Origin of the sequence: Gemmatimonas groenlandica (assembly GCF_013004105.1) — a bacterium.
In the GTDB taxonomy this organism is placed as follows: Bacteria; Gemmatimonadota; Gemmatimonadetes; order Gemmatimonadales; family Gemmatimonadaceae; genus Gemmatimonas; species Gemmatimonas groenlandica.
Genome location: NZ_CP053085.1, coordinates 1949976 through 1971303, shown reverse-complemented (window position 1 = coordinate 1971303; position 21328 = coordinate 1949976). Strand labels below are relative to the sequence as shown.

At 65.8% G+C, this 21328-nt stretch carries 16 protein-coding genes and 1 tRNA gene; 5 read left to right on the top strand and 12 right to left on the bottom strand.

Features of this window, described 5'->3' with window-relative positions:
* Positions 1-3: 3 nt before the first annotated feature.
* From pth to HKW67_RS08310, 3 genes are all read right to left on the bottom strand, one after another.
* Positions 4-576: an aminoacyl-tRNA hydrolase gene (gene pth, locus HKW67_RS08320; protein WP_171224940.1), complete on the bottom strand. Its 573-nt coding sequence runs from the start codon at positions 574-576 to the stop codon at positions 4-6.
* 81 nt (positions 577-657) lie between these two features.
* Positions 658-1290: a 50S ribosomal protein L25/general stress protein Ctc gene (locus tag HKW67_RS08315; protein ID WP_171224939.1), complete on the bottom strand. Its 633-nt coding sequence runs from the start codon at positions 1288-1290 to the stop codon at positions 658-660.
* A 132-nt stretch (positions 1291-1422) separates the two neighbouring features.
* Positions 1423-2388, bottom strand: a complete 966-nt coding sequence (locus HKW67_RS08310; protein ID WP_171224938.1) for a ribose-phosphate diphosphokinase — start codon at positions 2386-2388, stop codon at positions 1423-1425.
* A 285-nt stretch (positions 2389-2673) separates the two neighbouring features.
* Here HKW67_RS08310 and HKW67_RS08305 point away from each other — a divergent pair, with 285 nt between their 5' ends.
* Positions 2674-5868: a TonB-dependent receptor gene (locus tag HKW67_RS08305; protein WP_171224937.1), complete on the top strand. Its 3195-nt coding sequence runs from the start codon at positions 2674-2676 to the stop codon at positions 5866-5868.
* Between the two features lie 101 nt (positions 5869-5969).
* On the opposite strand, the gene HKW67_RS08300 is transcribed toward HKW67_RS08305, so the two are convergent.
* The 3 genes from HKW67_RS08300 to HKW67_RS08290 form a co-directional block, all read right to left on the bottom strand.
* Positions 5970-6045: transfer RNA gene (locus HKW67_RS08300), tRNA-Gln, on the bottom strand.
* 42 nt (positions 6046-6087) lie between these two features.
* The gene (locus tag HKW67_RS08295; RefSeq protein ID WP_171224936.1) at positions 6088-7569 is read right to left on the bottom strand and encodes a 1-acyl-sn-glycerol-3-phosphate acyltransferase; all 1482 of its coding nucleotides are present in this window, start codon (positions 7567-7569) and stop codon (positions 6088-6090) included.
* Positions 7554-8450 carry an ROK family protein gene (locus tag HKW67_RS08290; protein WP_171224935.1) on the bottom strand — a complete coding sequence of 299 codons (897 nt, stop codon included), beginning with the start codon at positions 8448-8450 and terminating at the stop codon, positions 7554-7556. Before HKW67_RS08290 ends, HKW67_RS08295 begins: the two co-directional genes overlap by 16 nt.
* A gap of 105 nt (positions 8451-8555) precedes the next feature.
* Here HKW67_RS08290 and HKW67_RS08285 point away from each other — a divergent pair, with 105 nt between their 5' ends.
* A complete protein-coding gene (locus HKW67_RS08285; protein ID WP_171224934.1) occupies positions 8556-11009 on the top strand; it encodes a hybrid sensor histidine kinase/response regulator in 2454 nt (817 codons plus the stop codon).
* A gap of 48 nt (positions 11010-11057) precedes the next feature.
* Here the strand turns inward: HKW67_RS08285 and HKW67_RS08280 are convergent, their stop codons facing one another.
* Positions 11058-12392: a serine hydrolase domain-containing protein gene (locus HKW67_RS08280; RefSeq protein ID WP_171224933.1), complete on the bottom strand. Its 1335-nt coding sequence runs from the start codon at positions 12390-12392 to the stop codon at positions 11058-11060.
* 83 nt (positions 12393-12475) lie between these two features.
* Here HKW67_RS08280 and HKW67_RS08275 point away from each other — a divergent pair, with 83 nt between their 5' ends.
* On the top strand, positions 12476-14020 hold the full coding sequence (locus tag HKW67_RS08275) for a glycoside hydrolase family 10-like protein (RefSeq protein WP_171224932.1): 1545 nt from the start codon (positions 12476-12478) through the stop codon (positions 14018-14020).
* A gap of 33 nt (positions 14021-14053) precedes the next feature.
* On the opposite strand, the gene HKW67_RS08270 is transcribed toward HKW67_RS08275, so the two are convergent.
* Both HKW67_RS08270 and HKW67_RS08265 read right to left on the bottom strand, forming a co-directional pair.
* Positions 14054-15367: an MFS transporter gene (locus HKW67_RS08270; protein ID WP_171224931.1), complete on the bottom strand. Its 1314-nt coding sequence runs from the start codon at positions 15365-15367 to the stop codon at positions 14054-14056.
* Positions 15364-16233, bottom strand: a complete 870-nt coding sequence (locus tag HKW67_RS08265) for an ATPase (RefSeq protein ID WP_171224930.1) — start codon at positions 16231-16233, stop codon at positions 15364-15366. Before HKW67_RS08265 ends, HKW67_RS08270 begins: the two co-directional genes overlap by 4 nt.
* A 48-nt stretch (positions 16234-16281) precedes the next feature.
* Here HKW67_RS08265 and HKW67_RS08260 point away from each other — a divergent pair, with 48 nt between their 5' ends.
* Positions 16282-16710 carry an acyl-CoA thioesterase gene (locus HKW67_RS08260; RefSeq protein WP_171224929.1) on the top strand — a complete coding sequence of 143 codons (429 nt, stop codon included), beginning with the start codon at positions 16282-16284 and terminating at the stop codon, positions 16708-16710.
* Positions 16711-16733: 23 nt separating this feature from the next.
* Here HKW67_RS08260 and HKW67_RS08255 read toward each other — a convergent pair whose 3' ends face one another.
* Positions 16734-18143 (bottom strand): serine hydrolase domain-containing protein, encoded by a 1410-nt coding sequence (locus HKW67_RS08255; protein WP_171224928.1) that lies wholly within the window; start codon positions 18141-18143, stop codon positions 16734-16736.
* A gap of 117 nt (positions 18144-18260) precedes the next feature.
* Between HKW67_RS08255 and HKW67_RS08250 the strand changes: the two genes are divergently transcribed.
* Positions 18261-18650, top strand: a complete 390-nt coding sequence (locus tag HKW67_RS08250) for a hypothetical protein (protein ID WP_171224927.1) — start codon at positions 18261-18263, stop codon at positions 18648-18650.
* A 10-nt stretch (positions 18651-18660) separates the two neighbouring features.
* Here HKW67_RS08250 and HKW67_RS08245 read toward each other — a convergent pair whose 3' ends face one another.
* Together HKW67_RS08245 and HKW67_RS08240 are read right to left on the bottom strand one after the other, a co-directional pair.
* Positions 18661-20682 carry a TonB-dependent receptor gene (locus tag HKW67_RS08245; RefSeq protein ID WP_171224926.1) on the bottom strand — a complete coding sequence of 674 codons (2022 nt, stop codon included), beginning with the start codon at positions 20680-20682 and terminating at the stop codon, positions 18661-18663.
* Positions 20683-20741: 59 nt separating this feature from the next.
* On the bottom strand, positions 20742-21323 hold the full coding sequence (locus HKW67_RS08240; protein WP_171224925.1) for a YdeI/OmpD-associated family protein: 582 nt from the start codon (positions 21321-21323) through the stop codon (positions 20742-20744).
* Positions 21324-21328: the final 5 nt, after the last annotated feature.

Here is a 21328-nt window from a genome sequence, read left to right as displayed (position 1 = left end):
CGCTCAGCGTCCCAGGGTGCTCACGGCCTTCTCGGTGCCGTCGGCGATCCAGAGCTCGAGCGCGGTGATCATTCGCGGGTAGAGCGCTTCGACCAATTCCCGCTCGTCGCGCGGCATCGTGTGCAGCACGAAGTCGGCAAGATCTCCGATCTGGCGGCGTTCATCGACCGGCTTGATGCCGATGCGTAGGCGAGGGTAGGCGGGCGACTTGAGATGAGCCTCGACGCTCTTGAGCCCATTGTGTCCGCCCGGACTGCCGGCCGCGCGCAGTCGGTACTCGCCGGCGGGTACTGCCACTTCGTCGACGATGACCATGAGATCGTCGGCGGCCTTCCAGCCTTCGCGCTTGAGATACGGGCGGAGTGCGGCGCCGCTGAGGTTCATGAACGTCTGCGGCTTCACGAGCTTCACCTTCTTGCCGCCGACCGAGCCTTGCGTGGTGACGGCATCGCCGTCTTTGCGCCACGGATCGAAATGCCAATGACGGGCGAGGTGGTCAACGAGCCACCAGCCCACGTTGTGTCGTGTCTGTTCGTATTCCCGGCCGGGATTGCCGAGTCCGACGATGACTTTCATACGCAGGGGTAAACGGGCGGGGCGCGGAATGCGCCAGCGTGGGGTGACCATGCTGAACGAATTCCGCGCCCCGTACGCGACTTACTTCTCGTCGGCCTTGGGCTTCGCGCGGATCACTTCCGGCTCGGCGGCACCTTCGACGATGGGCTCCACTGCAACCTTCGGCACCTGCACGATGCAGACGGTGTTGCCCGGCTCGTCGAGCACCTTGATGCCGGCGGGTAGCGTCAGGTCGGACACGTGCAGCGTGTTGCCGATCTTGAGCGCCGACACGTCGACGTCGATGTGGTTCGGGATCGACGACGGATCGACTTCGATGTGCAGCTGGTGCATGATCTGGTCGAGCAGGCCGCCTTCGAGACGCACGCCTTCCGGCACGCCGACATAGACGATCGGGATCTGCACCGACACCGTCTCACCAGCCACGAGCTCCTGGAAGTCGATGTGCGTGATCGTGCGCTTGAACGGGTGACGCTGCACCTCGCGGATGAGCGTGCGGGCGCTCTTGCCGTCGATGCTGAGATCGATCACGGTGCTGCTGATCGCGATGCTCTTGAGGAGCTTATCGGTATCGCGCGCGTTGATCGTGAGCGACTGCGGCTCGCGGCCGTGGCCATAGATCACGGCGGGGATGCTGCCGGCCTGACGGATCTTGCGAGCGGCGCCCTTGCCGGTTTCGGCACGAACGGACGCGGAGAGAGAAGCGCTGGACATTGGAACTAACCTCTGAGAAAAAAGTGGTTCGGGAGTAACCGGAAATGGTCGGCCCGGCCAGATAACTGCGAAGTAAGGGGTAAGGCGTAAGGGGTACGGGGTACTCCCTACTCCTCACTCCGTACTCTGCAGTTATTCAAACAGCACGCTCACCGACTGGTCGGCGTGCGTAAATCGGATGGCCTTGGCCAGCAACTCGCCCACCGAGAGCACGTGCAGCGACGGAAACCGTCGCTCGGGCGGGAGATTGATGGAGTCGGTCACCACGACTTCCTTGATCGGTGCGTTCGTGAGTCGTTCCACGGCGGGGCCGCTGAACAGCGCGTGCGTGGCGCACACGTAGATGTCGTTCGCACCGAGATTCTTCAGGGCACGGGCGGCTTCGGATACGGTGCCGGCCGTGTCGATCATGTCGTCGGGAATCAGGCAATCGCGGCCTTCGACTTCACCGACGACGTTCATCACTTCGGCCACATTGGCCTTGGGGCGACGCTTATCGATGATGGCGAAGGTGGCGTCGAGCCGCTTGGCGAAGCCACGCGCCATCTTCGCCGAACCGACGTCGGGGGCGACGACGCAGAGGTCCTTGAGCCCCTTCTTGCGGAAATAGTTCGTGAACACCGGTGCGGCGTACAGGTGATCGACGGGCACGTCGAAGAAGCCCTGCAGCTGGTGCGCATGAAAATCGAGACCGAGGACGCGATCAGCGCCCGCGGTCTCGATGAGGTTGGCCATGAGTTTGGCGCCGATGGCGACGCGCGGCTGATCTTTGCGGTCCTGCCGGGCGTATCCCGTGTAGGGGAGCACCGCCGTGACGCGGGCGGCCGAGGCACGGCGCGCCGCATCGATGAGCAGCAGGAGTTCGAGCACATTTTCGCCGGGCGGATTCGTGGGTTGCACCACGAAGACGTCCGCACCACGGATGTTTTCGTCGATGCGCACGAACACCTCACCGTCGGCGAAACGCGTACAGGTCACCTTGCACAGCTCGGTGCCCAGCATCTTCGCGACCTCTTCGGCAAGCGGCTGATTGGCCGTTCCCGAAAGGATTTTGAAGCCGCGCGGCGACGGGGACGGTGCGTCCAAAGACGGAGTCATCCGGAGGTCTCGACCAGCGTGAAGGGTGTTGGTGCGGAAGCAGAACAAATGGGGCGGAGTGTCGCCGGTACCTCGTGAAAGGCGCGGCGGCTCCGTCCCTGACCAGCCTCACAACGTAGCCATACCAGCGCCCTTTGGGGAGTGCTTAAGGATCAGCTCGTCTGGAAACCGTCATCTCCCCGTGACGAAACTGTGCTCGCACGGTGGTCAAACGATCACACAGGAGTCGAACTGTACGCCGTGCCGCCAGTCGGCGGCGCAGTGTCTCTCACCTCTTGACGTGCTATGCGCCTCTTTTCTGTCCGCCGCATCGTGATGATGCTGCTCGCGGTCGTCATGACCGGTGTTTCTGCGAATCGGGCCCATAGTCAGGGCACGGAAGGCTTTGTATCCGGCCAGGTGCGTTCGGCCGCCGGCTCGCCGATCGTCGGTGCCACCGTCACGGTGCGCAATATGTCGACCGGCACCCAACAGTCGCGCCAGACCGACGTCCGCGGGCGCTACGTTTTCGCGCAGCTTCCGATCGGTGGCCCGTACACGCTGACCATTCGTCAACTCGGCTTCCGCCCCGCCTTGCGCAGTGGGTTGATGCTGAATCTCGGCGATCGCGTCATCCTCGATCTGGCTTTGGACCCGTCCGCGACAGAGCTGACGGCGGTCGATGTTCGGGCCGACCGCGAGAGCAAGCGTGTGGAGCGCGTCGGGGGCAGCACCGTGGTAACCGAGAGGGAAATCCGGCAGCTTCCGATTCAGGACCGCTCGTTCGCCGATCTCGCGATCCTGGCGCCGACGACGTCGCGCGCCGGCACCGGCGGCATCATTACGTCGTCCTCGTCGATTGCCGGTGGCCGAGTGACCGGCACCGACATCCGCGTGGATGGCGTCCAGGCAAAGAATACGATTTGGGGGGCCGGCTTCGGGCGCGGTCCGTATTCCATTTCGGTGGAAGCCGTCCGTGAGTTTGAAGTGGTGACCAACGTGTACGACGTCACCCAGGGTCGGCAGGGAGCCGGCGCGGTGAACGTCGCGACGCGCGCCGGCACCAATACGACTAACGGCTCGCTCTTCGTATACAATCGGAATCAGGCGCTCACCACGAACACGAACTTCCTCGGGCAGAACGTCACCAGCTTCGACAATCTGCAGTTTGGTGGGTCGGTTGGCGGTGCGATCGTGAAGGACAAGCTTCACTACTTCGTGGCGTATGATCGGCAGCAGGTGGCCGAGCCATTCTCCACGCTGCAGGTGGAGAACAACGCGGACTGGACGCGTTTGCAGGTGGCACCGGATAGCGTGACGCGCTTCCTCGATATTCTTCGCCGCTCGTACGGGCTCGGTAGCGATCGCCAAACGGGCACGTTCGATCGCGCCAACACACTGAACACCGTGTTCGGACGTCTCGACTACCAGATCAGCGACTCGCATCGTGCGACGTTGCGCACCACGTATTCCGATTTCCTGTACAGCAACTCGATTCCCGACCGCGAGCTTTCCGTGCTCGAGAGTCGCGGCAATCAGAAGTCGCGCGAAGTGCAGACCATGGGCTCGGTGAAGTCGAATCTCGGCAGTCGCCTCACTAACGATGTCCGGCTGGCGTACACCAACCGCATCCTCGAGAACGAGCCGAACACGCGACTGCCGCGCGGATTGGTCAACGTGTCCTCGACGCTCCCGAGCGGAGCCACGGGTGGGAATCAGATCCTGCAGTTCGGCGGACAGCGGACAAGCCCGGAGCTCCAGACGGAGGAGTCGTATCAGCTGGTCGACGTGCTGCGCTTCGACGGTGATCGCAGCGCGTTCACGGTCGGCACCGACCACTCGCTGAACAACCTCTCGATGTTCGTGTCGATCGAGACCGATGGTCTCTTCCAGTTCCCCAACCTGGCAGCGCTCGAGGCACGGCGGCCTTCGTCGTATGCGCGCTTGGTACCGTTACAGAATCTCGAGCCACGAATGCGGCAGTGGGTGTACGACGGCGGTGTCTTCGCACAAGGCGAGTTCCGCGTACGTGACGATCTCAACGTGACGGCCGGGTTGCGTGCCGATGTGTCGGCGTTCCTCACTGGCGCGAACCCGAATGCCGCAGTGGAAGGCGCCTTCGGCAAGCGGACCGACCTGTCGCCGGCCGACTTCGCCATTCAGCCGAGGGCGCAGATGACCTGGACGCCGGGCAGCGCCGGCAAGAATCTGGTGCGCGTGGGAAGCGGGTACTTCACATCGCAACCGCACTATATGGCGCACATAAACAACCTGCTGAATGATGGCTCGCAGCTGGCCGATGTGCTCCTCACCGGCGCCGCGGTGCCGACGCCGGATTTTGTCAGCTACCGCCAGTCGTTTTCGAACGTACCGGGAGTGCCGGCCGGTAGCGGTCCGCGGCCGTCGTACATCAACTTTTTCGGCCCCGACTTCAAAGTGCCGCGCACCTGGAAGAGTGACGTCGCCTATCAGCGTCGCCTCTTCAACGGCAACCTCACGCTCGGCGCCGCCGCGCAGTACGCGCACACCAGCGAACTGTATCGCTACGTCGATTTGAACCTGCGCCCGACCGCCGATTTCACACTGGCCAACGAAGGCGGGCGACCGGTGTTCGTGCCCGCCACGAGCATCACCGCCGCCGGCGGTCGCAATCCCGTGTTGGCGCGTCCGTTCTCGCAGTTCCAGCGCGTGCTCGAGCTTCGCAGCGACGCCGGACAGCACCAGAAAGCGTTCTTCGTCGACGCGGCGCTGCGTCTGCCGCGCAACGGATCGATCAGCGGGTCGTTCACGATCAATGAGACCCGCGACAACAGCTCCTTCAATTGCTGCATTGCGATCACGTCGGTGTTCACGCCGGTGCCGGGTGATCCACGGTCGCCCACGTGGGGCGCCAGCGCCACCGACTTCCGCCACAAGCTGGTGCTGTACGGCGCGACCCCCGAGATCAAAGGCTTCCAGTTCAGCGCTCGCGTTATCGGACAGTCGGGCTCACCGTGGTCGGCCACGGTGGCGCAGGACATCAACGGCGACGACGTCGGAGCCGGCAGCTCGTTCGCCAACCAGAACGATCTCGCCTTCGTGTTCGACCCCGCCGCGCCGGGCCTACGCGCCGGCTTTGCTGACTCGCTGCGCTTGGTATACGCGAGCCCGCAGAACATCGCGTCGAGCTACCTGGGGTCGACGCTTGGCCAGATCGCCGAGCGTAACGCGATTCGGAATCCCTTTGTGACGCAAGTCGACGTTCGCTTCACACAGAAGCTGCCGACGATTCGTGGGCAGCGGGCGGAGCTCACGCTCGATGTATTCAATGCCGCCGCGCTGCTGAATCACGATTGGGGCGCGGTTCGCGCCGTGCCGGGCGCCAACCAGACGCTGCTCAATGTGATCGCCTTCGATCAGGCGTCCCGCGAGTACCGGTATCGCGTGAATCCGAATTTCGGGCGCACGATCAAGTCCGGGAATCGGTACCAGATGCAGCTGGGAGTACGCTACTCGTTCTAAGGGTCGCGCCGAGCCCGGCGACTTCCCGTCGCGGTGAAATGAGCGCGGGAAAGGCAAAACGACGGGGGAGCGGTGCATCCGCTCCCCCGTCGTTTTGCGTTTGGATAGGCCCACTCGGGATCGAACCGAGATCACCGGCTTCAAAGGCCGGGGTAATAACCGTTATACGATAGGCCATCTGCGAACAGGGGTGCAGGCATTGCTACCAACGCTCGTATGCTATCCCGCCACCGGACCGCGGACAAGCGCGTCCCGCTCCCAGTCGTGCAGCGGGAGCGCTTCCCGGGCCCGCATTCCCTCGCCAAAGGGGCCCAACAGATGGACGATGCTGTTGGCGTAGTAGCTGATCAACGGCCGCCCCTTGGGCAGAATCAGAAATCCGGCGCCCGTCCGGGCGATCACGCGCCGCATCCGGAGCATCCGATACGCTCGGTCGAAGGTCTCCTCGATGTCCCGGTCGGCCTGCAGCACCCGGGAGTTGAACTCCCTGAGCACGTCGCGCATGGCTGACATGCGCTCCAGCAGCGCCGCCCGCGTCACGTAATCGGCGTCGAAGCTGGCCAGGGCGGCACAGGCCAGCGGAACCGGCGTCACGGGGATGATGGCGCCGATCCGCTGCAGCACGTCATCACAAAACTGCTGCACCTTGGGCAAGCGATCGGCCCGCGGTGCGTCGAAGAGCGACACGCCCTCTGTCTCGAGGCTGGTCAGCCAGGCATCGACCGACACCGGGGTGCCGATGGTCACGGCCGCCCGCCCATAACGTCGCCAGCGGCGGGTGAGCAGGCGGCCCAGATTCCAGAGGACGAAGCGCCCCACGTCGGCGGCTTGCGCGACCCGGTCGCGGGCGGGCACCTGCCGCTTGGTCTCGAGCTCTCGCAGCAATGTGCGGTCCTCGATCACGCGGTCGTAATTGATGCCCACCGGCACCACGTACATGCGCGGTCGCACGTCGGGATCACGCGCCACGCCCAGCGCATAGTCGAGCAGGCCGATCTTCGCGGGGCGCAGCGCCCCATCGCGCGTGAGTCCGCCTTCGGGAAAGATGCCCTGCGTCACGCTGTTGCGCGTGATCAACTGCACGTACGACTGCAACACGGCGTGATACAACGGCTCGCGATAGCGGCGACGGATGAAGTACGACCCGAAGCTCTTGAACAGCACTTCCAGTGGAAACGCGCGCGCCCATTCGCCGACCGCGTAGGAGATCGACACCGCGCCCATCATGACGTATGCCACCAGCACGTAGTCGGCGTTCGAACGATGGTTCATGAGATAAATCACGACCGAGTTCCGCGGCACACCGCGGAATGGGTCGGGACGCTCGTACTCGACCGACACCTTGTAGAACAACCCGAGCGCGGCGCGACTCACCCAGTAGCCGAGTCGGTAGTAGGCGAGAATGTTGAAGAACGGGACGATCTCGTCGAGATAGCGCCGCACGCGACGCCAGGTGTCTGCTTCGCTGTCGTTGGTGTCCGCCACATGCGCCCGCACCGCGGCGGCGATGGCGTCGTCGGCGAGCAGCGCGTCGATCACATACGCCTTCCGCGTGAGTTTGTAGCGATCGATTCGCACCCGTGCGCGCATCACCGTGCGACGACCGGCGCGCCGTGCGTAGCCCCGCACGTACTCGCGTGTCGCCCAGATGGCGACCGCCAGAAGCAGCAGCGCGAGCAGTGCCGCTATGACGCGGGCCATAGCCACGCCGCGCCGCGCACGCCGCTCGAGTCGCCGTGCCGATTGCGCACGACCGCAGTGCGCACGTGGTCGGAAAAGACGAACGCCGGGAGTTGTGCCGTGATGTCATCGGCCAGGCGAGGTACGTTCGACATCCCTCCGCCGAGCACGATCACATCGGGATCGAGCAGGTTGATCACGGTCGCGAGTCCGCGCGCCGCGCGGTTGATGAAGCGCGCGCGGGTGGCCAGCGCGGCTGCCTGTCCGGCTTCGGCCGCCGCGACGATGTCGGGCGTGGTCAGCGATTCACCAGTGACGCGCCGATGATCCGCGGCGACGCTCGGTCCAGCGATCCAACTCTCGATGCAGCCCTGTTTGCCGCAGTAGCAGGGCGGGCCCGGCAGCTCGTCGGGTTGCGGCCACGGCAGCGGATTATGGCCCCACTCGCCGGCAATGAGGTTGGGTCCCGTAAGGCCGTGTCCGCGCACGATAATGCCGCCGCCGACGCCTGTGCCCATGATGACCCCGAAGACCACCTCGGCACCCGCCGCGGCACCATCGCTCGCCTCCGAAAGGGCGAAGCAGTTCGCATCGTTGTCGATCCGCACCTCGCGCTGCAGCGCGAGCGCGAGGTCGGCGCCCAGCGGCTGACCGATCAACCAGACGGAATTCGCATTCTTGACCAGGCCGGTATCCGGGACAACGGCGCCAGGAATGCCGACGCCGACCGTCCCACGTCGTCCCGTGGCGGATTCAAGGGCCGTGACCAGCGAGCGGATCGCTTCGACCGTGTCGCCATAGTCGGGCGGCGTGGCGACGCGCCGTCGCCCGAGTTCCTGGCCCGTCGCGTCGAGCGCGATGCCTTCGATCTTGGTTCCACCCAGGTCAATCCCGATCTGCATGGCGGAAATTGTCGTCTGCAAACGGCGCGCGCACTAGCGGGCACCCGCAAATATCTCGATCCCGGCACACTGGCTGTCGCGAGTCGTGGCGCGTAAGCTCCACGGATGCCGTCACCCTCTCCAAAGGCGATCGATCCCGACAGCGCTCCGATCGGTGAAACCTTGGGGTCGACGGGGGAGCATCTGGCCGCTGCGGCCGCGCTCCGCGAGTCGATGACCAGCACCAGGGCCCGGGCGCGTTGGTACACGCTGGCGGTGTTCGCTGCGGTAGGTGGCGCCGCGTTGGTGCTGATCGCCTATCACAAGTTCGGCGTGCTGTTCCCTTTCCTCGCCGGCTTCACCATGGTGCTGATGGTGCCCGGCGGCGTGGGCCCGCTGCTGCTGGCTGGATGGGGTGCGGCCACGCTCACGTTGCTGGATACCGACTACGCGCAGGCGATCGTGCTGGGCCCGGACGGCTACCGCCTGGCGGTGTACTACGTGCTGACATTGACCAGCGCGTTCTTCGGGGGACGGCTGCGCAGCAGCAAGCTGCATACCCTCGAGCGGGAAGCCCGCCTCGCCAACGCGCTGTCCCGGGTGCAGGAGTTGTACGCGACCACGCAGGAATTTCATGCCCAGCAGCGCGCTGAGCGAGATCTGCTGGAGGGCATTTTGGCCACCAGCATCGCGGGCGTGATCGTGGTGGACATCGCCGGCGCGATCATCTTCGCGAACGCACGCGCCGAAGAAGTGCTCGGTTTGCAGGCAAGCGACCTGCAGGGCCGCCGATTCGATGCGCCCGAGTGGCGCCACACCGATCTCGACGGCTTGCCCTTTCCGGACGACCGCCAGCCGTTCGCGCAGGTATTGCGCACCGGGGAGCCGGTGTTCGACGTGCGTCACGGTATCGAGTGGCCCGACGGGCGACGCAAGGTGCTGTCGATCAACGGGGCACCGCTGTTCGAGCAGAACGGCGGCATCGAGGCGGTCGTCTTCGGCGTCACCGACATCACCGACGTCATCGTGGCGGAACGTGAGCTTCGGGCGCGCGATCAGCGTCTCGACCAGATTACCTCCGTGATGCCGGGTATCGTGTACCAGTACCTGCGCACGGCCGAGGGACACGAATCGTTTCCCTACATCAGCCAACTCGCGGAGCGCGCGATCGGCGCGGATGTGGAGTCGATCATGCGCTCGCCCACGATAGCCTGGAATCGTGTGCACCCCGACGACCTGCCGGGCGTGATGGATTCGACCTTCCGCTCGCAGCGCGACCTGACCCCGTGGGCCTACGATTTCCGCGTGATCGACCGCAAGAACGACGGGCAGTGGCGATGGCTCAGCGGGCAGGCGCTGCCGCAGCGCGGTACAGACGGTTCGACCATCTGGAACGGTGTCTTCATCGACGTGACCGATCGTCGCCGGTTGGAAGACGAATTGCGTCAGGTGCAGCGCATCGAGAGCGTCGGACAACTTGCCGGCGGCATCGCGCACGACTTCAACAACGTGCTCACCACGATCATCGGTGAAGCGAGTCTGCTGGAGTTCGACGCGGAACCGGGAGGCGACGTGGCGATCAGTGCAGGACAGATCCGCGCGGCGGCCGAATCTGGTGCGGCGCTCAGTCGTCAGCTGCTGGGCTTCGCGCGTCGGCATGTGATGGCGCCGCGAACGGTGGAGGTGACGGCGATCATCGACCGCGCGATTCCGCTGATTCGTCGACTGCTGCGCGAGCGGATCAGTCTCCAGCTCGACATCGCCGGCGACGCCGGTCGCGTGCGCGTCGATCCGGCGCTATTCGATCAGGTGCTGATGAATCTTGCGGTGAATGCGAGCGACGCGATGCCCGACGGCGGCGAGCTGTCGATCCGGTGCACGTTGGGGGTCGGTGACGCCGAGTCGCTGGCGCTGCCGAATGCCCCGCTCGGGCCAGTGGTCGTGTTCGAAGTCAGCGACACCGGCGCCGGTATGACGGAAGAGACGCGTCTTCGCGCGCTCGAGCCGTTCTTCACCACGAAGGAGGCTGGCAAGGGGTCGGGGCTCGGGCTCGCGACGAGCTACGGCATCGTCACGCAGGCTGGCGGCACCATGTCGATCAGTTCGGTGCCGGGGCAAGGCACCGTCGTGAAAATCGTGCTCCCCGCCGCCGACGGCGTCGCCGACGTCGCGGTGGTGCCGGAAAAGCCCGCTGCCGACGGGACTGAAACGCTGATGGTGGTCGACGATGACGAGCCGGTGCGACGCGTCACGGCGGCGACGTTGCGGCGTCGCGGCTACCACGTGCTCGAGGCACCGGGCGGTCTCGAGGCGTTGCGCCTCGGTCGGTCGCTCGGCCGGCCCGTGGACCTGCTGGTGACCGATGTCGTGATGCCCGGCATGACCGGTGTCACGCTGGCGCGCGAGTATCTGGCCGAAGCCCTGACGACGCGCGTGCTCTATCTGTCGGGCTATCCCGAGGGCACCGTCACGCAGCATGGCATCGTACCCGACGGCGTCGAACTCCTGACCAAACCGTTCGACATTCAGGAGCTGTCACGTCGGGTTCGCACGTTGCTCGATCAACCGGTTGGTGACTGAGTCGATCACCTGCCGCGGCGCACGAACGCGGCGCACGAACGCGGCGCGTTACCGCATCGCCCGCGCATCGACGAGCGCGCTGTACAGCATGGTCTGGAATCGGCCGACCACGTCGGTGCCGCTGGGGAGCTGGTTGATCATGAACACGATGACGAGTCCTTCAGCAGGATCGACTTTGTAGTTCGATCCGTAGGCCCCACCCCAGCCGTAGGTGCCGACCGACGACGAGCCGGTCGCGCCGTAGCGTTCGGTGGTCTCGAAGCCGAGACCAAATCCGGTGGTCGTGCCGTGCAGCGTCCCCACCTGATTAGTCGTCATCAGCGCCACGGTATGCGGCGCCAAATACTGCTGGCCGTTCCATCGGCCACCGTGTGCGATCATCTGCAAAAAGCGCGCATAGTCGCGGGCGGTGGAGACGAGCCCGGCTCCGCCGGCAAAGCTCACGCGTGGCCCGTCGACGTAGTGGCCCTGACCGCGGGCACCATCCGGCGCACGGCGTACGCGACCTGAGTCGTTGGCGTAGACCGTGACGAGGCGATCTCGCTGGGCGACCGGCAGGAAGAAGTAGGTGTCGCGCATGCCGAGCGGCTGCGTGATGCGCGTGCGCAGAAAGGCGTCGAGTGACATACCCGAGGCGCGCTCCACGACGCATCCGAGAATGTCGGTGTTGTATCCGTACACCCACGCCTCGCCGGGCTGGGCCACGAAGGGCAACGTGCCGAGCTTGTCCATGGTGGCGCACACCGGCTCTGTCTTGTCGGCGGTGTACCAGCCGAAGCCGGCGGCGGGTCCGAGTCCCATCGGTTCGTAGCGCGCGCGTACCGACGCGTCCGTGCCGTAGGAAATGCCGGCGGTGTGTGTGAGGAGATCGCGGATGGTGATGGCGCGTCGGGCCGCTACGGTCGACACCCCGGTGTCGGTGCGCGTGGCGACGGTGGTCCGGGCAAATGACGGCAGAAAACGGCTCACCGGCGTCGCGAGCGTGAGCCGACCTTCCTCGAGCAGCATGAGGATGGCGGTGCTCGTGAGCGCCTTGCTCTGCGAGGCGATGCGGAACACGGCGTCTGGTGTCATGCGTCGCTGCGCCTCGCGATCGCTCCAGCCGACGGCACGTTCGTACACCACGTGATCGTCGCGCAACACGAGGGCCACCGCACCGGCGATCTCGTCTTGCGCGACGGCGGCGTCGAGCATCGAGTCGATACGCGCCAGCCGATCCACGGCGAATCCAAAGCGCACGGCTTGCGCGGCGCCAGGCGCGGTCTTCGGCGCCGGCTTGGGTGCGGCCTGCGCTCCGAGGAACGTCGTCGGCGGGACGCTGGCGAGGGCCATCGTCGCGAGCGCGATCGCGCATCGCTGCAAAGAACTCGAGGCACGAGACATGGCGAGGCGTGTCGGGGACAGTCGGAAAGGGAAAACGATCCGCCACTGCTTCCGCACTGGTGACGATGGCGCGAAGCTACGCTATGCAATGGACCAAGGCTACTCCACGTGTGCTGACGGCGGTCATGGCCGCCGCGATGCTCGGTGCGTGCGCCTCCGGCGAGTCCCCGACCGAGCCGGTGGCTCCGCCACCACCGCCGCCGCCGGTTGCCTTCACGGTGCCAGCCGTGACCCGCGAATTTCGCGGGATGTGGATCGCGACCGTCGCCAACATCGACTGGCCGTCGCGCAGCGGCCTGTCGGTCGCGCAGCAGCAGACCGAGTTCTCGCTGATCCTGGACGCGGCAGAGCAAGCCGGGTTGAATGCCGTCGTCCTGCAGGTGCGGGCGGCCGGCGACGCCCTGTTTCCGTCGACGCTCGAGCCGTGGTCGCGCTCGCTGACCGGTACGCAGGGCGTCGACCCCGGCTATGATCCACTGGCGTACGCAATCACGCAGGCGCGACTGCGCGGCCTCGAAGTCCACGCGTGGTTCAATCCGTTCCGCGCCGCGAATCTGAGTGACACGCTGCGCCTGGCGAGTTCGCACCTTGCCGTGCGTCGTCCTGATCTCACGCGAAAGTACTGCACGCAACTGTGGTTCGATCCCGGTGAAGCGGCCGTGCAGGATCAGGCGATCGCCGTGATCACCGACGTGTTGCGTCGCTACGACGTGGACGCGGTGCATCTCGACGACTTCTTCTATCCGTATCCCGACTCGAAGTGCGCGGGGCTCGACTTCCCTGACAGTGCCACATACGCCGCGTATCAACGGGGCGGGGGACTGATGGTTCGCGCCGATTGGCGCCGCGACAATGTGAACCGGTTCGTGGAGCGGCTGTATCGGGAGGCGCACATCGCGTCACCGACAGCGCGCGTCGGCATCAGCCCGTTCGGCATCTGGCGTCCGGGCAGCCCGGCGGGCATCGTGGGGCTCGATTCGTACGCCTCGATCTACGCTGATTCGCGCACGTGGTTGCAGCGCGGCTGGGTGGACTACTTCGCGCCGCAGCTCTACTGGTCGATCGCGTCCACTGGTCAGAACTTCGGTGCCCTGCTGACGTGGTGGGGGCAGCAGAACACGATGCGCCGTCACCTGTGGCCCGGCCTCGCAGCCTATCGCGTGAGTGACGGCAGCACGACTCCGTACACGGCGGCCGAGATTCCGGCGCAGGTGCAACTCACGCGCGGGCAGAACGCCGCAGCGGGTGGTTCGACCGGATCATTGCTCTACAACACGACGGTGGTGCTGAACGACCGCGGTGGACTGCGATCGTTGCTCACGAGCGGCGTGTTTGCTGCGCGCGCGTTGCCGCCCGCTACGGACTGGCTCGACGCCGTGTCACCCCCGGCGCCGACCATCGGCGTGACGTCGCTCGGTGCCGTGCTCCGCGTGTCGATCACGCCGGTCACGAGTGAACCGCTGTCATGGTACCTGATCCGCTGGCGTACGAACGGCACATGGTCGCAGCGTGTTCAGCGAGTCACGGCGCTCATTGTCGACGTACCATCGGCCGGAACGGACGGCGTCGTGGTCAACGCGATCGACAAGGTCGGTAATGCGAGTAGCGATGTGGTGTGGCGCCCCTAGTCGCCGCGCCCATAGTCGCGGCGCTGGCCGGCATTACTCGTCCATGTGGGTGTTGTCGCGCGTTTCGGGCATGGTCGCATACACGACCAGTGACGCGAGAATGCAGCCGGTGACGTACCAGTAGAACCACCGTTCGTGGCCCATGTTCTTGAACCACAGCGCGAAGTACTCCGCGGTGCCGCCGAACACGGAGACGGCAACGGCATACGGGAAGCCGACGCCGAGGGCGCGAATGCTGGTTGGGAAGAGCTCGGCCTTCACGACGGCGTTGATGGCGGTGTAGCCGCTGACGGCGACGAGGGCGAGGATGAGCAGCGACAGCGCCTGCGGAATCGTACGGGCCCCTTCGAGCGCGGTGAGCAAGGGCACCGTGCCGAGGGTGCCGAGCACGCCGAAGGCGGTGAGCACCGGCCGGCGACCGATGCGGTCGGAGAGGGCGCCGACCGCGGGCTGCAGCATCATGTAGATCAGCAGGGAGATCGCGTTGATGTACGTCGCGTCGCTCTTGCTGAAGCCGGCGGTGTTCACGAGAAACTTCTGCGCGTACGTCGTGAAGGTGTAGAACGCGACGGTGCCACCGGCGGTGAGCCCGACCACGGTGAGGACGGCGCGCGGATGAGCCATGAGGCCGCGCACCGTGGCGGCTGCGCTCTGCGGTGGCCGCGACGCGCGATCCTTCTCGAAGGCCGACGTCTCTTCGAGGCCACGCCGCATGGCCACGGCCACGACCGCGCAGGCCGCGCCGACGATGAACGGAATACGCCAGCCCCACGACTCGAGCTCGGCCGGTGTGAGCGTGCGCTGCAGCAGCAGCAGCACCGCCAGCGCCAGCAGTTGACCCATGATGAGCGTGACGTACTGGAAGCTCGACCAGAAGCCGCGATGCGTCTTGCCGGCCATCTCGCTGAGATACGTGGCACTGGCTCCGTACTCGCCGCCCACGCTCAACCCCTGCAGCAGACGCGCCAGGACCAGCATAGCCGGCGCGATCACGCCGATCTTGGCGTAGCTGGGCGTGATCGCAATCAACAGCGAGCCACCGCACATCAGCAGTACCGACATCGTGAGGGCGGCGCGCCGTCCGTGCTTGTCGGCATAGCGCCCCATCAGCCAGCCGCCGGCGGGACGCATGAGGAAGCCCACGGCGAACACCGCCGCCGCATTCAGCAGCTGAACCGTTTGATTGGCGGGCGGGAAGAAACTCTTCGCGAAGTAGAGCGAGAACGCGGAGTACACGTACCAGTCGTACCACTCCACCAGATTACCCACGGACCCGCCCACGATAGAGCGCAGGCGACTGCTGGCCGACTTGGGCGCGCCGACCGCGGCCGCGACCGGCGCGCTCACGCGGTCACCTGCGCGTCGATGGTGCGGGCCACCAGGTCGAGCAGGTCGGACTCGGTGTAGACCCCGGGGACATCGTTCATGTCGATCACGTAGCCATAGCGTGACGCGATCGCCTCGTAGAGCGGAATGCGGTGCGCGAGCAATTGCTCGAATCCCCACACCGCGAAGTCGTCGGGATCGACCTGCTCATCGTGCACGATGCCGCGCAGCGATTTGTACTCGGTCCACTTCGCATCGAGGAAGGCCGGGTTGTAGTACATGGGTTTCGGATGTGCGCGGAAGCGATCCACCAACATGCGCGTATGCGCCGGCGTGCCGCGGATGTACACGAGCGCCGTGTGATCCGCGAGACATCGCAACACAGGATCGTGCTCGTCGTACGGGTCGACGACTTCGCAGAGACTTCCGCCCGAGTCGCAGACGAAATGCGAGTACCCGTAGATGTCCTTAGCGCGCTCGATGAATTCGGGCACATCGAGCAGTGCGCGGATTTCGGCCACCCGGTGCTGCGCCTGTCGACGACGGTATTCGTCGAACGACAGACCGCCCCGCTCGGGATCGCCCGGTTTGCCCAGATACGTGGACAGCGGGCTCAGATTCTCGAACGAGATATTGGAGCGGATGTAAATCGAGTCGGAGCGCAGCAACTGGCGCAGAAAGGGATTGCGCATCGCCTCCCGCTTGAAGTTGTCGACGATGTGCTCGTCCATGTATCGCGTGCCGATGCGATAGTCGACGGAATACTGGAACCAGTCGTGCTTCTGCAGCAACCCGGCGAGGGACGTCTTGCCGACGCCGGACATGCCGAAAAAGGTCACGGCATGGGCGCGCTGGTCGCGGAGGGCTCGTCCCGATGAGAATCGCATCGTGCTAACTTCCGCTCCGGCTTCAAGGACCTCAACCCCTCCCCCCGAATGTCGTTCGCCAAGCACGGCCTGCAGGTCTTCGATATCCCGATCACGGTGCTGCCGTCGGACATCGACGACAATGACCACGTGAACAACGTGGTCTACCTCCGCTGGATCTTCGACGTGGCGCTGGCCCACTGGAACGCCAGCGCTTCGGACGCGATGAAACAGGTGTATGGCTGGGTCGCCACGCGCCACGAAATCGACTATCGCCGGGAGGCGGTGTTCGGCGACGCCATCGTGGCGCGCACCTGGATCGGCGCCGTGGACTCACGGCGATTCGAGCGCCACACGGAAATCGTGCGGACCGCCGATGATCACGTGCTGGCCCGCGGACGGTCGCTGTGGACGCTGATTGCGCGCGATACGGGGCGAATTACACGCATCCCGCCTGACATGGTCACGCTCTTCTCGGCGTACATGCATCCAGCGTGAGCCGCCGCGGGCGGCATGGAGCGCTACTGCCTGGCGAAGGCCCGCGATCCGGCGTAGAGATACGCGGCCTTTCCGTTCTCGGAGCGGACATAGAGGTGGAGCGCCGCGCCCTGGGGTGGCGTGACCAGTAGCTCGTTCGCGCCGACCAGTTTGGCGCTCATCACCGAGAGGCCCTGCTTGACCTTGAGTGCGCCGTCCTGCTCGAGGACCTCGAGCACGTTGCGCCCCTGCGCATAGCGCCCCACCAACGCGGCGCGCTCGGCGGCGTTGGCGTCTCGCGCCACCGGTGCTGCGACTTTCGGCTGGGAGTAGCCCACCGCCAGCTGCAACGCGGCCGATTCGATCGCATCGATCCCCGAGCCGGGGCCGTTGACGAGCACGATCACCGCAGCCTTGCGGTCGGGGAGCATGGTGAGGCTCGCGTTGTAACCGTTGATCGCCCCTCCGTGCGTCCAGACGCGATCCTTGCCCGAGCGCCCGACCACGAGGCCGTAGCCGTACATCGCCGAATCGAGTCCGGAGCCGCCCGGGTGTGCCACGTAGCCGGTGGTGACCCGACGGACGGCGCCGGCCGAGAAGGCCTCCGCGCCGTCGATTGTGCCGCCGTTCATCAACGCGATGGTGTATCGCGCCAGCTCAGGCGCCGTGGCGAACAGGAATCCCGCCGCCCACTGCGCGGTGTTCTCCGTCATCGGTCGCACGATCTGCATGCCGCCGGTCCCGGCCTGATGTCCCATCGCGATCGGGTAGGTCAGCGCTTCGAGCGGCTTGAACGTGCTGAGTTTCATCCCGGCCGGTCGAAGCACGAGCGATTCCACCAGCGCGGCGAAGCGCTGCTTGCCCGCCACTTCGCCTACGTAGCCCGCCATCGAGATGCTGGGATTGGAATACGAGAAAGTGTGTCCGGGCTCGGTGTAGAACAGCGTGTCGCCGACCTCGCGCATCACTTCGCCGAGCGCGCCTTCACCCATACGGCCATACGCCACGGCGTTGTCGAGCCAGCCGGCGCTGTGCGTCATGAGTTGCTGCGTCGTGACGGCGCCGACCTTCTTTCCCTTGAGCGACGGCACGATGTCGCCGATCGGCACCGACATGTCGATACGCTGCTGCTCGGCGAGTGTCGCGAGCATGGTGCCGGTGAACATCTTGGTCACCGAGCCGACGCGCAGCAGCATGTCCGCTGTCATCCGTTGCTGTGTCTCCACGTTCGCGAGACCGTACCCTTGTGCATACGCGAGCTTGCCATCGACGACCACGGCCACGGTTGCTCCGGGCGCTTTTGAGGTCGCGAGGGCGGCACGGGCCACGCTGTCGAGGCGCGCGGCCCAGGAGGGCGGTGTGCTCGGCGTCGATTGCGCGTGGCCGAGGCGAACAGTGGTCGCCAGCAGGGCGGTGGCGACGAGGACGCGGGAGCGGGAGCGGGAAGTCAGCATCCCTAGAAGCTGCCGGGCGGACGGCCGCTGGCAAGTAGCCGCTGGCAAGTAGCCGCTGGCAAGTAGCCTCGGCGCGCCGGCGGAACCGAATAGCGGTTCGCGCGATATGATTGAGCCATGACGAGACCCATTTCGATGTTGTCGGGGCTGCTGTTCCTCACGGCACTGTGCACCCTCGGCGCCTGCTCGAGCTCGCCGTCGGATCCCATCGTGTGTGATGCGTCGGCGCGCGCCGGCATCACGGTCACGATCAAGGATGCCGAAACGATGGCGCCGTTGGCCGCGACGGCGCGTGGTGTGGTGCGCGACGGCGCGTACGTCGACTCGCTTATCCTCGTCGCCTCCGACACGCGTGCGGCGGCGTTCGAGCGTCCGGGAACGTACAGCGTCGAGGTGCGCCTGACGGGCTACCAGAACTTCAACACGTCCAACGTTCGCGTCACGGCCGGTACCTGCCATGTGAACGCGGTGGTTGTTCCCGCGCTGTTGTTGAAAGCGCGCAGTTGACGGCGCGCGTTTACAAGTCAGCCGATACGCGGAGCACGAAGGCACGTCCTGCCGCATCGGCGAATTCCTTGAAGCGTGACATGAAGTCGCGGTAGCGTGTGTCGAACAGGTTGCGTACGCTCACATCGAGGTGCACGAGTCCGCGCGGCGTGAGACGACTCAACCCCGCCGACGCGGACACCACGTTCCACGCCTGCGGTGCAAAGTCGCTGCGGAAGGTGCGCGTCTGTTTGGCGTTCCACTCGCTCGAGAGCGACGCATGACGGCCGGGTGCGCGCTCGTCCCAACGCATCGTGAGCACGGCGCGCGGGGGCGGCACGAAGGGCAGGGCGGTGCGGTCGCTCGTGTTGGTCGCGTGCACGACATCGGCGGTGGTCTGCAGCGACAGCGTTCGTGTGAGTGCGATGGTTGCGCCGAGTTCAGCGCCAACGAGTCGCGCATTGCCCTGCTCGATCTGTAGCGAGTCGAGCGCGCGCCCCGGCATGCCGACCGGTGTCAAGTAGATGTAATCGCGAATGCGATTCACGTAGCCGGTGAGTTCACCCGTCACGCGAGACGTGCGCAGGCGTAGGGCGGCGTCGACATTCACGCTCGACTCCACCCGCAAATCGGCGCGACCGATTTCAAACGCTCGGGTGCCTTCGTGAAAGCCGTTGGCGAACAGGTCCGACGCGCTGGGCGAGCGGAATCCGCGCGCCACGTTGACGGCAACGGAGAGCGGCGAGGTGGGGCGATACACCGCGCCAAGCGTACCCGTGCTCGCGGTGAAGGCGCGTTCCGTTGGCGGCAGGCCGAGCACGCGATTGCCCGGCGTGGACAACGTGCGCCAGTCGTGGCGCGCGCCGGCGGAGAGCGCAAAGTCGCCCACGTTGCGCTGCTCGAGTACATAGACACCCAACGAGCGGGCGGTGTTGTCGGGAATCAGCGTCTGCGAGCCGAAGGTGCTGAAGCGTGTGTGTTGCACGGCGACGCCGACCACGCCGGTGGCACCGGCGATCGGCGTATGGTGCCAATGGGCGAAGCCTGACGCGGTGCGTGACAGCAAGCCGAGCGCCACGGTCCGCGTGCGGTCGTCGCCGAATTCGGCGCGTCGATTCTGTTCGACGCCGGCCTGCAGTTGTAAGCGCTGTCCGCCGCTTCGGAGGTTGGCGTCGACGGTGCCGCGCAGCGTGCGGATCTGCTGGCGCCCGGTGTAGTTCGGGGCCGTGATCGGGTCATCGGCTACTTGAATGCGTTCGTCGCGCAGCGAGCCGGTGCCGGTCACGTCAGCGCGTGCCCCCTGCCAACCCAACGCCCCTTCGGTGTAGCCGGTCATGTTGCCGGTGTTGGGGACGATGCCGCCGGGTGTGCGCAGATCAACGGCGCGGCGTCCGGTGCCGCTGAGGCGCCACCCGAGCGACCCCGCGCCCAGCGGGCTCGCGCCTTCGCCCACGAGGGTGAGCGATGGCGAATGCGCAGCGCTGTTCCATGCCGTGGCGATGCGGCCGCGCGTCACGCGTTCGGCGTTCTCCGCGATCGGGAGCGGGCGCCGCACCACGTTCACCACGCCGCCCAGGGCGTCGGAGCCGTAGAGTACACTGGCCGGTCCCTTTACGACCTCGAGCCGCTCGGCGTCGGCGGATTCCACGTTGGGAGAGTGGTCGTGCCCCCATTGCTGGGTCTCCGTGCGCTGGCCGTTAGCCAGCGTGACGACGCGATTATTGGTGAGCCCGCGGATCACGGGTTTCCCGATGCCCGTGGTCATGGAGAGCGAGCGGATGCCGGGGATCTGCTGCAGCGTTTCACCGAGCGAGGCGGAGTTGGCGCGACGGAGTTCGGCGCCGCTGAGCACGGCCGTGGGTTGGGCGATGCGACGCGCTTCGGTGGCCACCGCGGTGGCGGTGACCTGCAGCGTGGGGAGGGCGCGGGCGGTGGTATCGCGCTTCGTGCTGTCGGCCGGCGGGCGCTGGGCCGAGAGGTTCGTCGCCGATAGGGCAAGCGCCGGCACGGCGCAGATCGAGAGTAAGCGAATAATCCGGTATCGCATTGGCATAACAAATAATTAGGTAAGACTAAACTTCTGCGCAAGCAGCGATCGTAGCGAACCCGTCCTTAACGGCGGTATTGCGGCAACCGCTCTCGATTGCCTGAGCAGGCGATCAGCTGGGCCAGACGTCTGGCCCTCGTGGCGGGTTGCTTCGCGTTGATTACCCACCACGTCGCCTGCTTCCGATAGCCGGCGGGCTGTTCCTGGAAGAACGCACGCGCGTGCGGCGTGGCGGCGAACTGGGCGAGATCGGCGTCCGCGAACGCGACCTCGGATTGTTCGAACGCGTACACCTTCGATTTTGCATCGGTGCGCGCTTGATAGGCCGCCAATCCGGCGGCATGCATGCGGTCCTCGGCGATCAGCGAGTCGACGTGCCGCAGGTTGACGGCGCTCCAGATGCTGCCGGTTTTGCGTGGCGTGAAACGGATGGAATAGCGCGCGTCATCGACGCGCCGTCGCACCCCGTCGATCCAGCCGAAGCACAGGGCCTCGCGCACCGATTCCGTCCATGTCATCGACGGCGTAGCGGTGCCTACCTTGTGAAAACCCACCACAAGCTCGCGGTGCGAGTCGTGGTGGGTTTCGAGCCAGCGCCGAAAGTCGGCGGCGCTGGCGAAGTAGTGCGGAGTCGGTGGCGTGGTCACCACCG

What these genes read in the sequence shown, in the direction of transcription:
- HKW67_RS08255 (WP_171224928.1), bottom strand. Translation starts at nt 18,143, where the DNA reads ATGCTGACTTCCCGCTCCCGCTCCCGCGTCCTCGTCGCCACCGCCCTG.
- HKW67_RS08260 (WP_171224929.1), top strand. Translation starts at nt 16,282, where the DNA reads ATGTCGTTCGCCAAGCACGGCCTGCAGGTCTTCGATATCCCGATCACG.
- HKW67_RS08315 (WP_171224939.1), bottom strand. Translation starts at nt 1,290, where the DNA reads ATGTCCAGCGCTTCTCTCTCCGCGTCCGTTCGTGCCGAAACCGGCAAG.
- HKW67_RS08305 (WP_171224937.1), top strand. Translation starts at nt 2,674, where the DNA reads ATGCGCCTCTTTTCTGTCCGCCGCATCGTGATGATGCTGCTCGCGGTC.
- pth (WP_171224940.1), bottom strand. Translation starts at nt 576, where the DNA reads ATGAAAGTCATCGTCGGACTCGGCAATCCCGGCCGGGAATACGAACAG.
- HKW67_RS08245 (WP_171224926.1), bottom strand. Translation starts at nt 20,682, where the DNA reads ATGCCAATGCGATACCGGATTATTCGCTTACTCTCGATCTGCGCCGTG.
- HKW67_RS08265 (WP_171224930.1), bottom strand. Translation starts at nt 16,233, where the DNA reads ATGCGATTCTCATCGGGACGAGCCCTCCGCGACCAGCGCGCCCATGCC.
- HKW67_RS08275 (WP_171224932.1), top strand. Translation starts at nt 12,476, where the DNA reads ATGCAATGGACCAAGGCTACTCCACGTGTGCTGACGGCGGTCATGGCC.
- HKW67_RS08290 (WP_171224935.1), bottom strand. Translation starts at nt 8,450, where the DNA reads ATGCAGATCGGGATTGACCTGGGTGGAACCAAGATCGAAGGCATCGCG.
- HKW67_RS08280 (WP_171224933.1), bottom strand. Translation starts at nt 12,392, where the DNA reads ATGTCTCGTGCCTCGAGTTCTTTGCAGCGATGCGCGATCGCGCTCGCG.
- HKW67_RS08295 (WP_171224936.1), bottom strand. Translation starts at nt 7,569, where the DNA reads ATGGCCCGCGTCATAGCGGCACTGCTCGCGCTGCTGCTTCTGGCGGTC.
- HKW67_RS08285 (WP_171224934.1), top strand. Translation starts at nt 8,556, where the DNA reads ATGCCGTCACCCTCTCCAAAGGCGATCGATCCCGACAGCGCTCCGATC.
- HKW67_RS08310 (WP_171224938.1), bottom strand. Translation starts at nt 2,388, where the DNA reads ATGACTCCGTCTTTGGACGCACCGTCCCCGTCGCCGCGCGGCTTCAAA.
- HKW67_RS08250 (WP_171224927.1), top strand. Translation starts at nt 18,261, where the DNA reads ATGACGAGACCCATTTCGATGTTGTCGGGGCTGCTGTTCCTCACGGCA.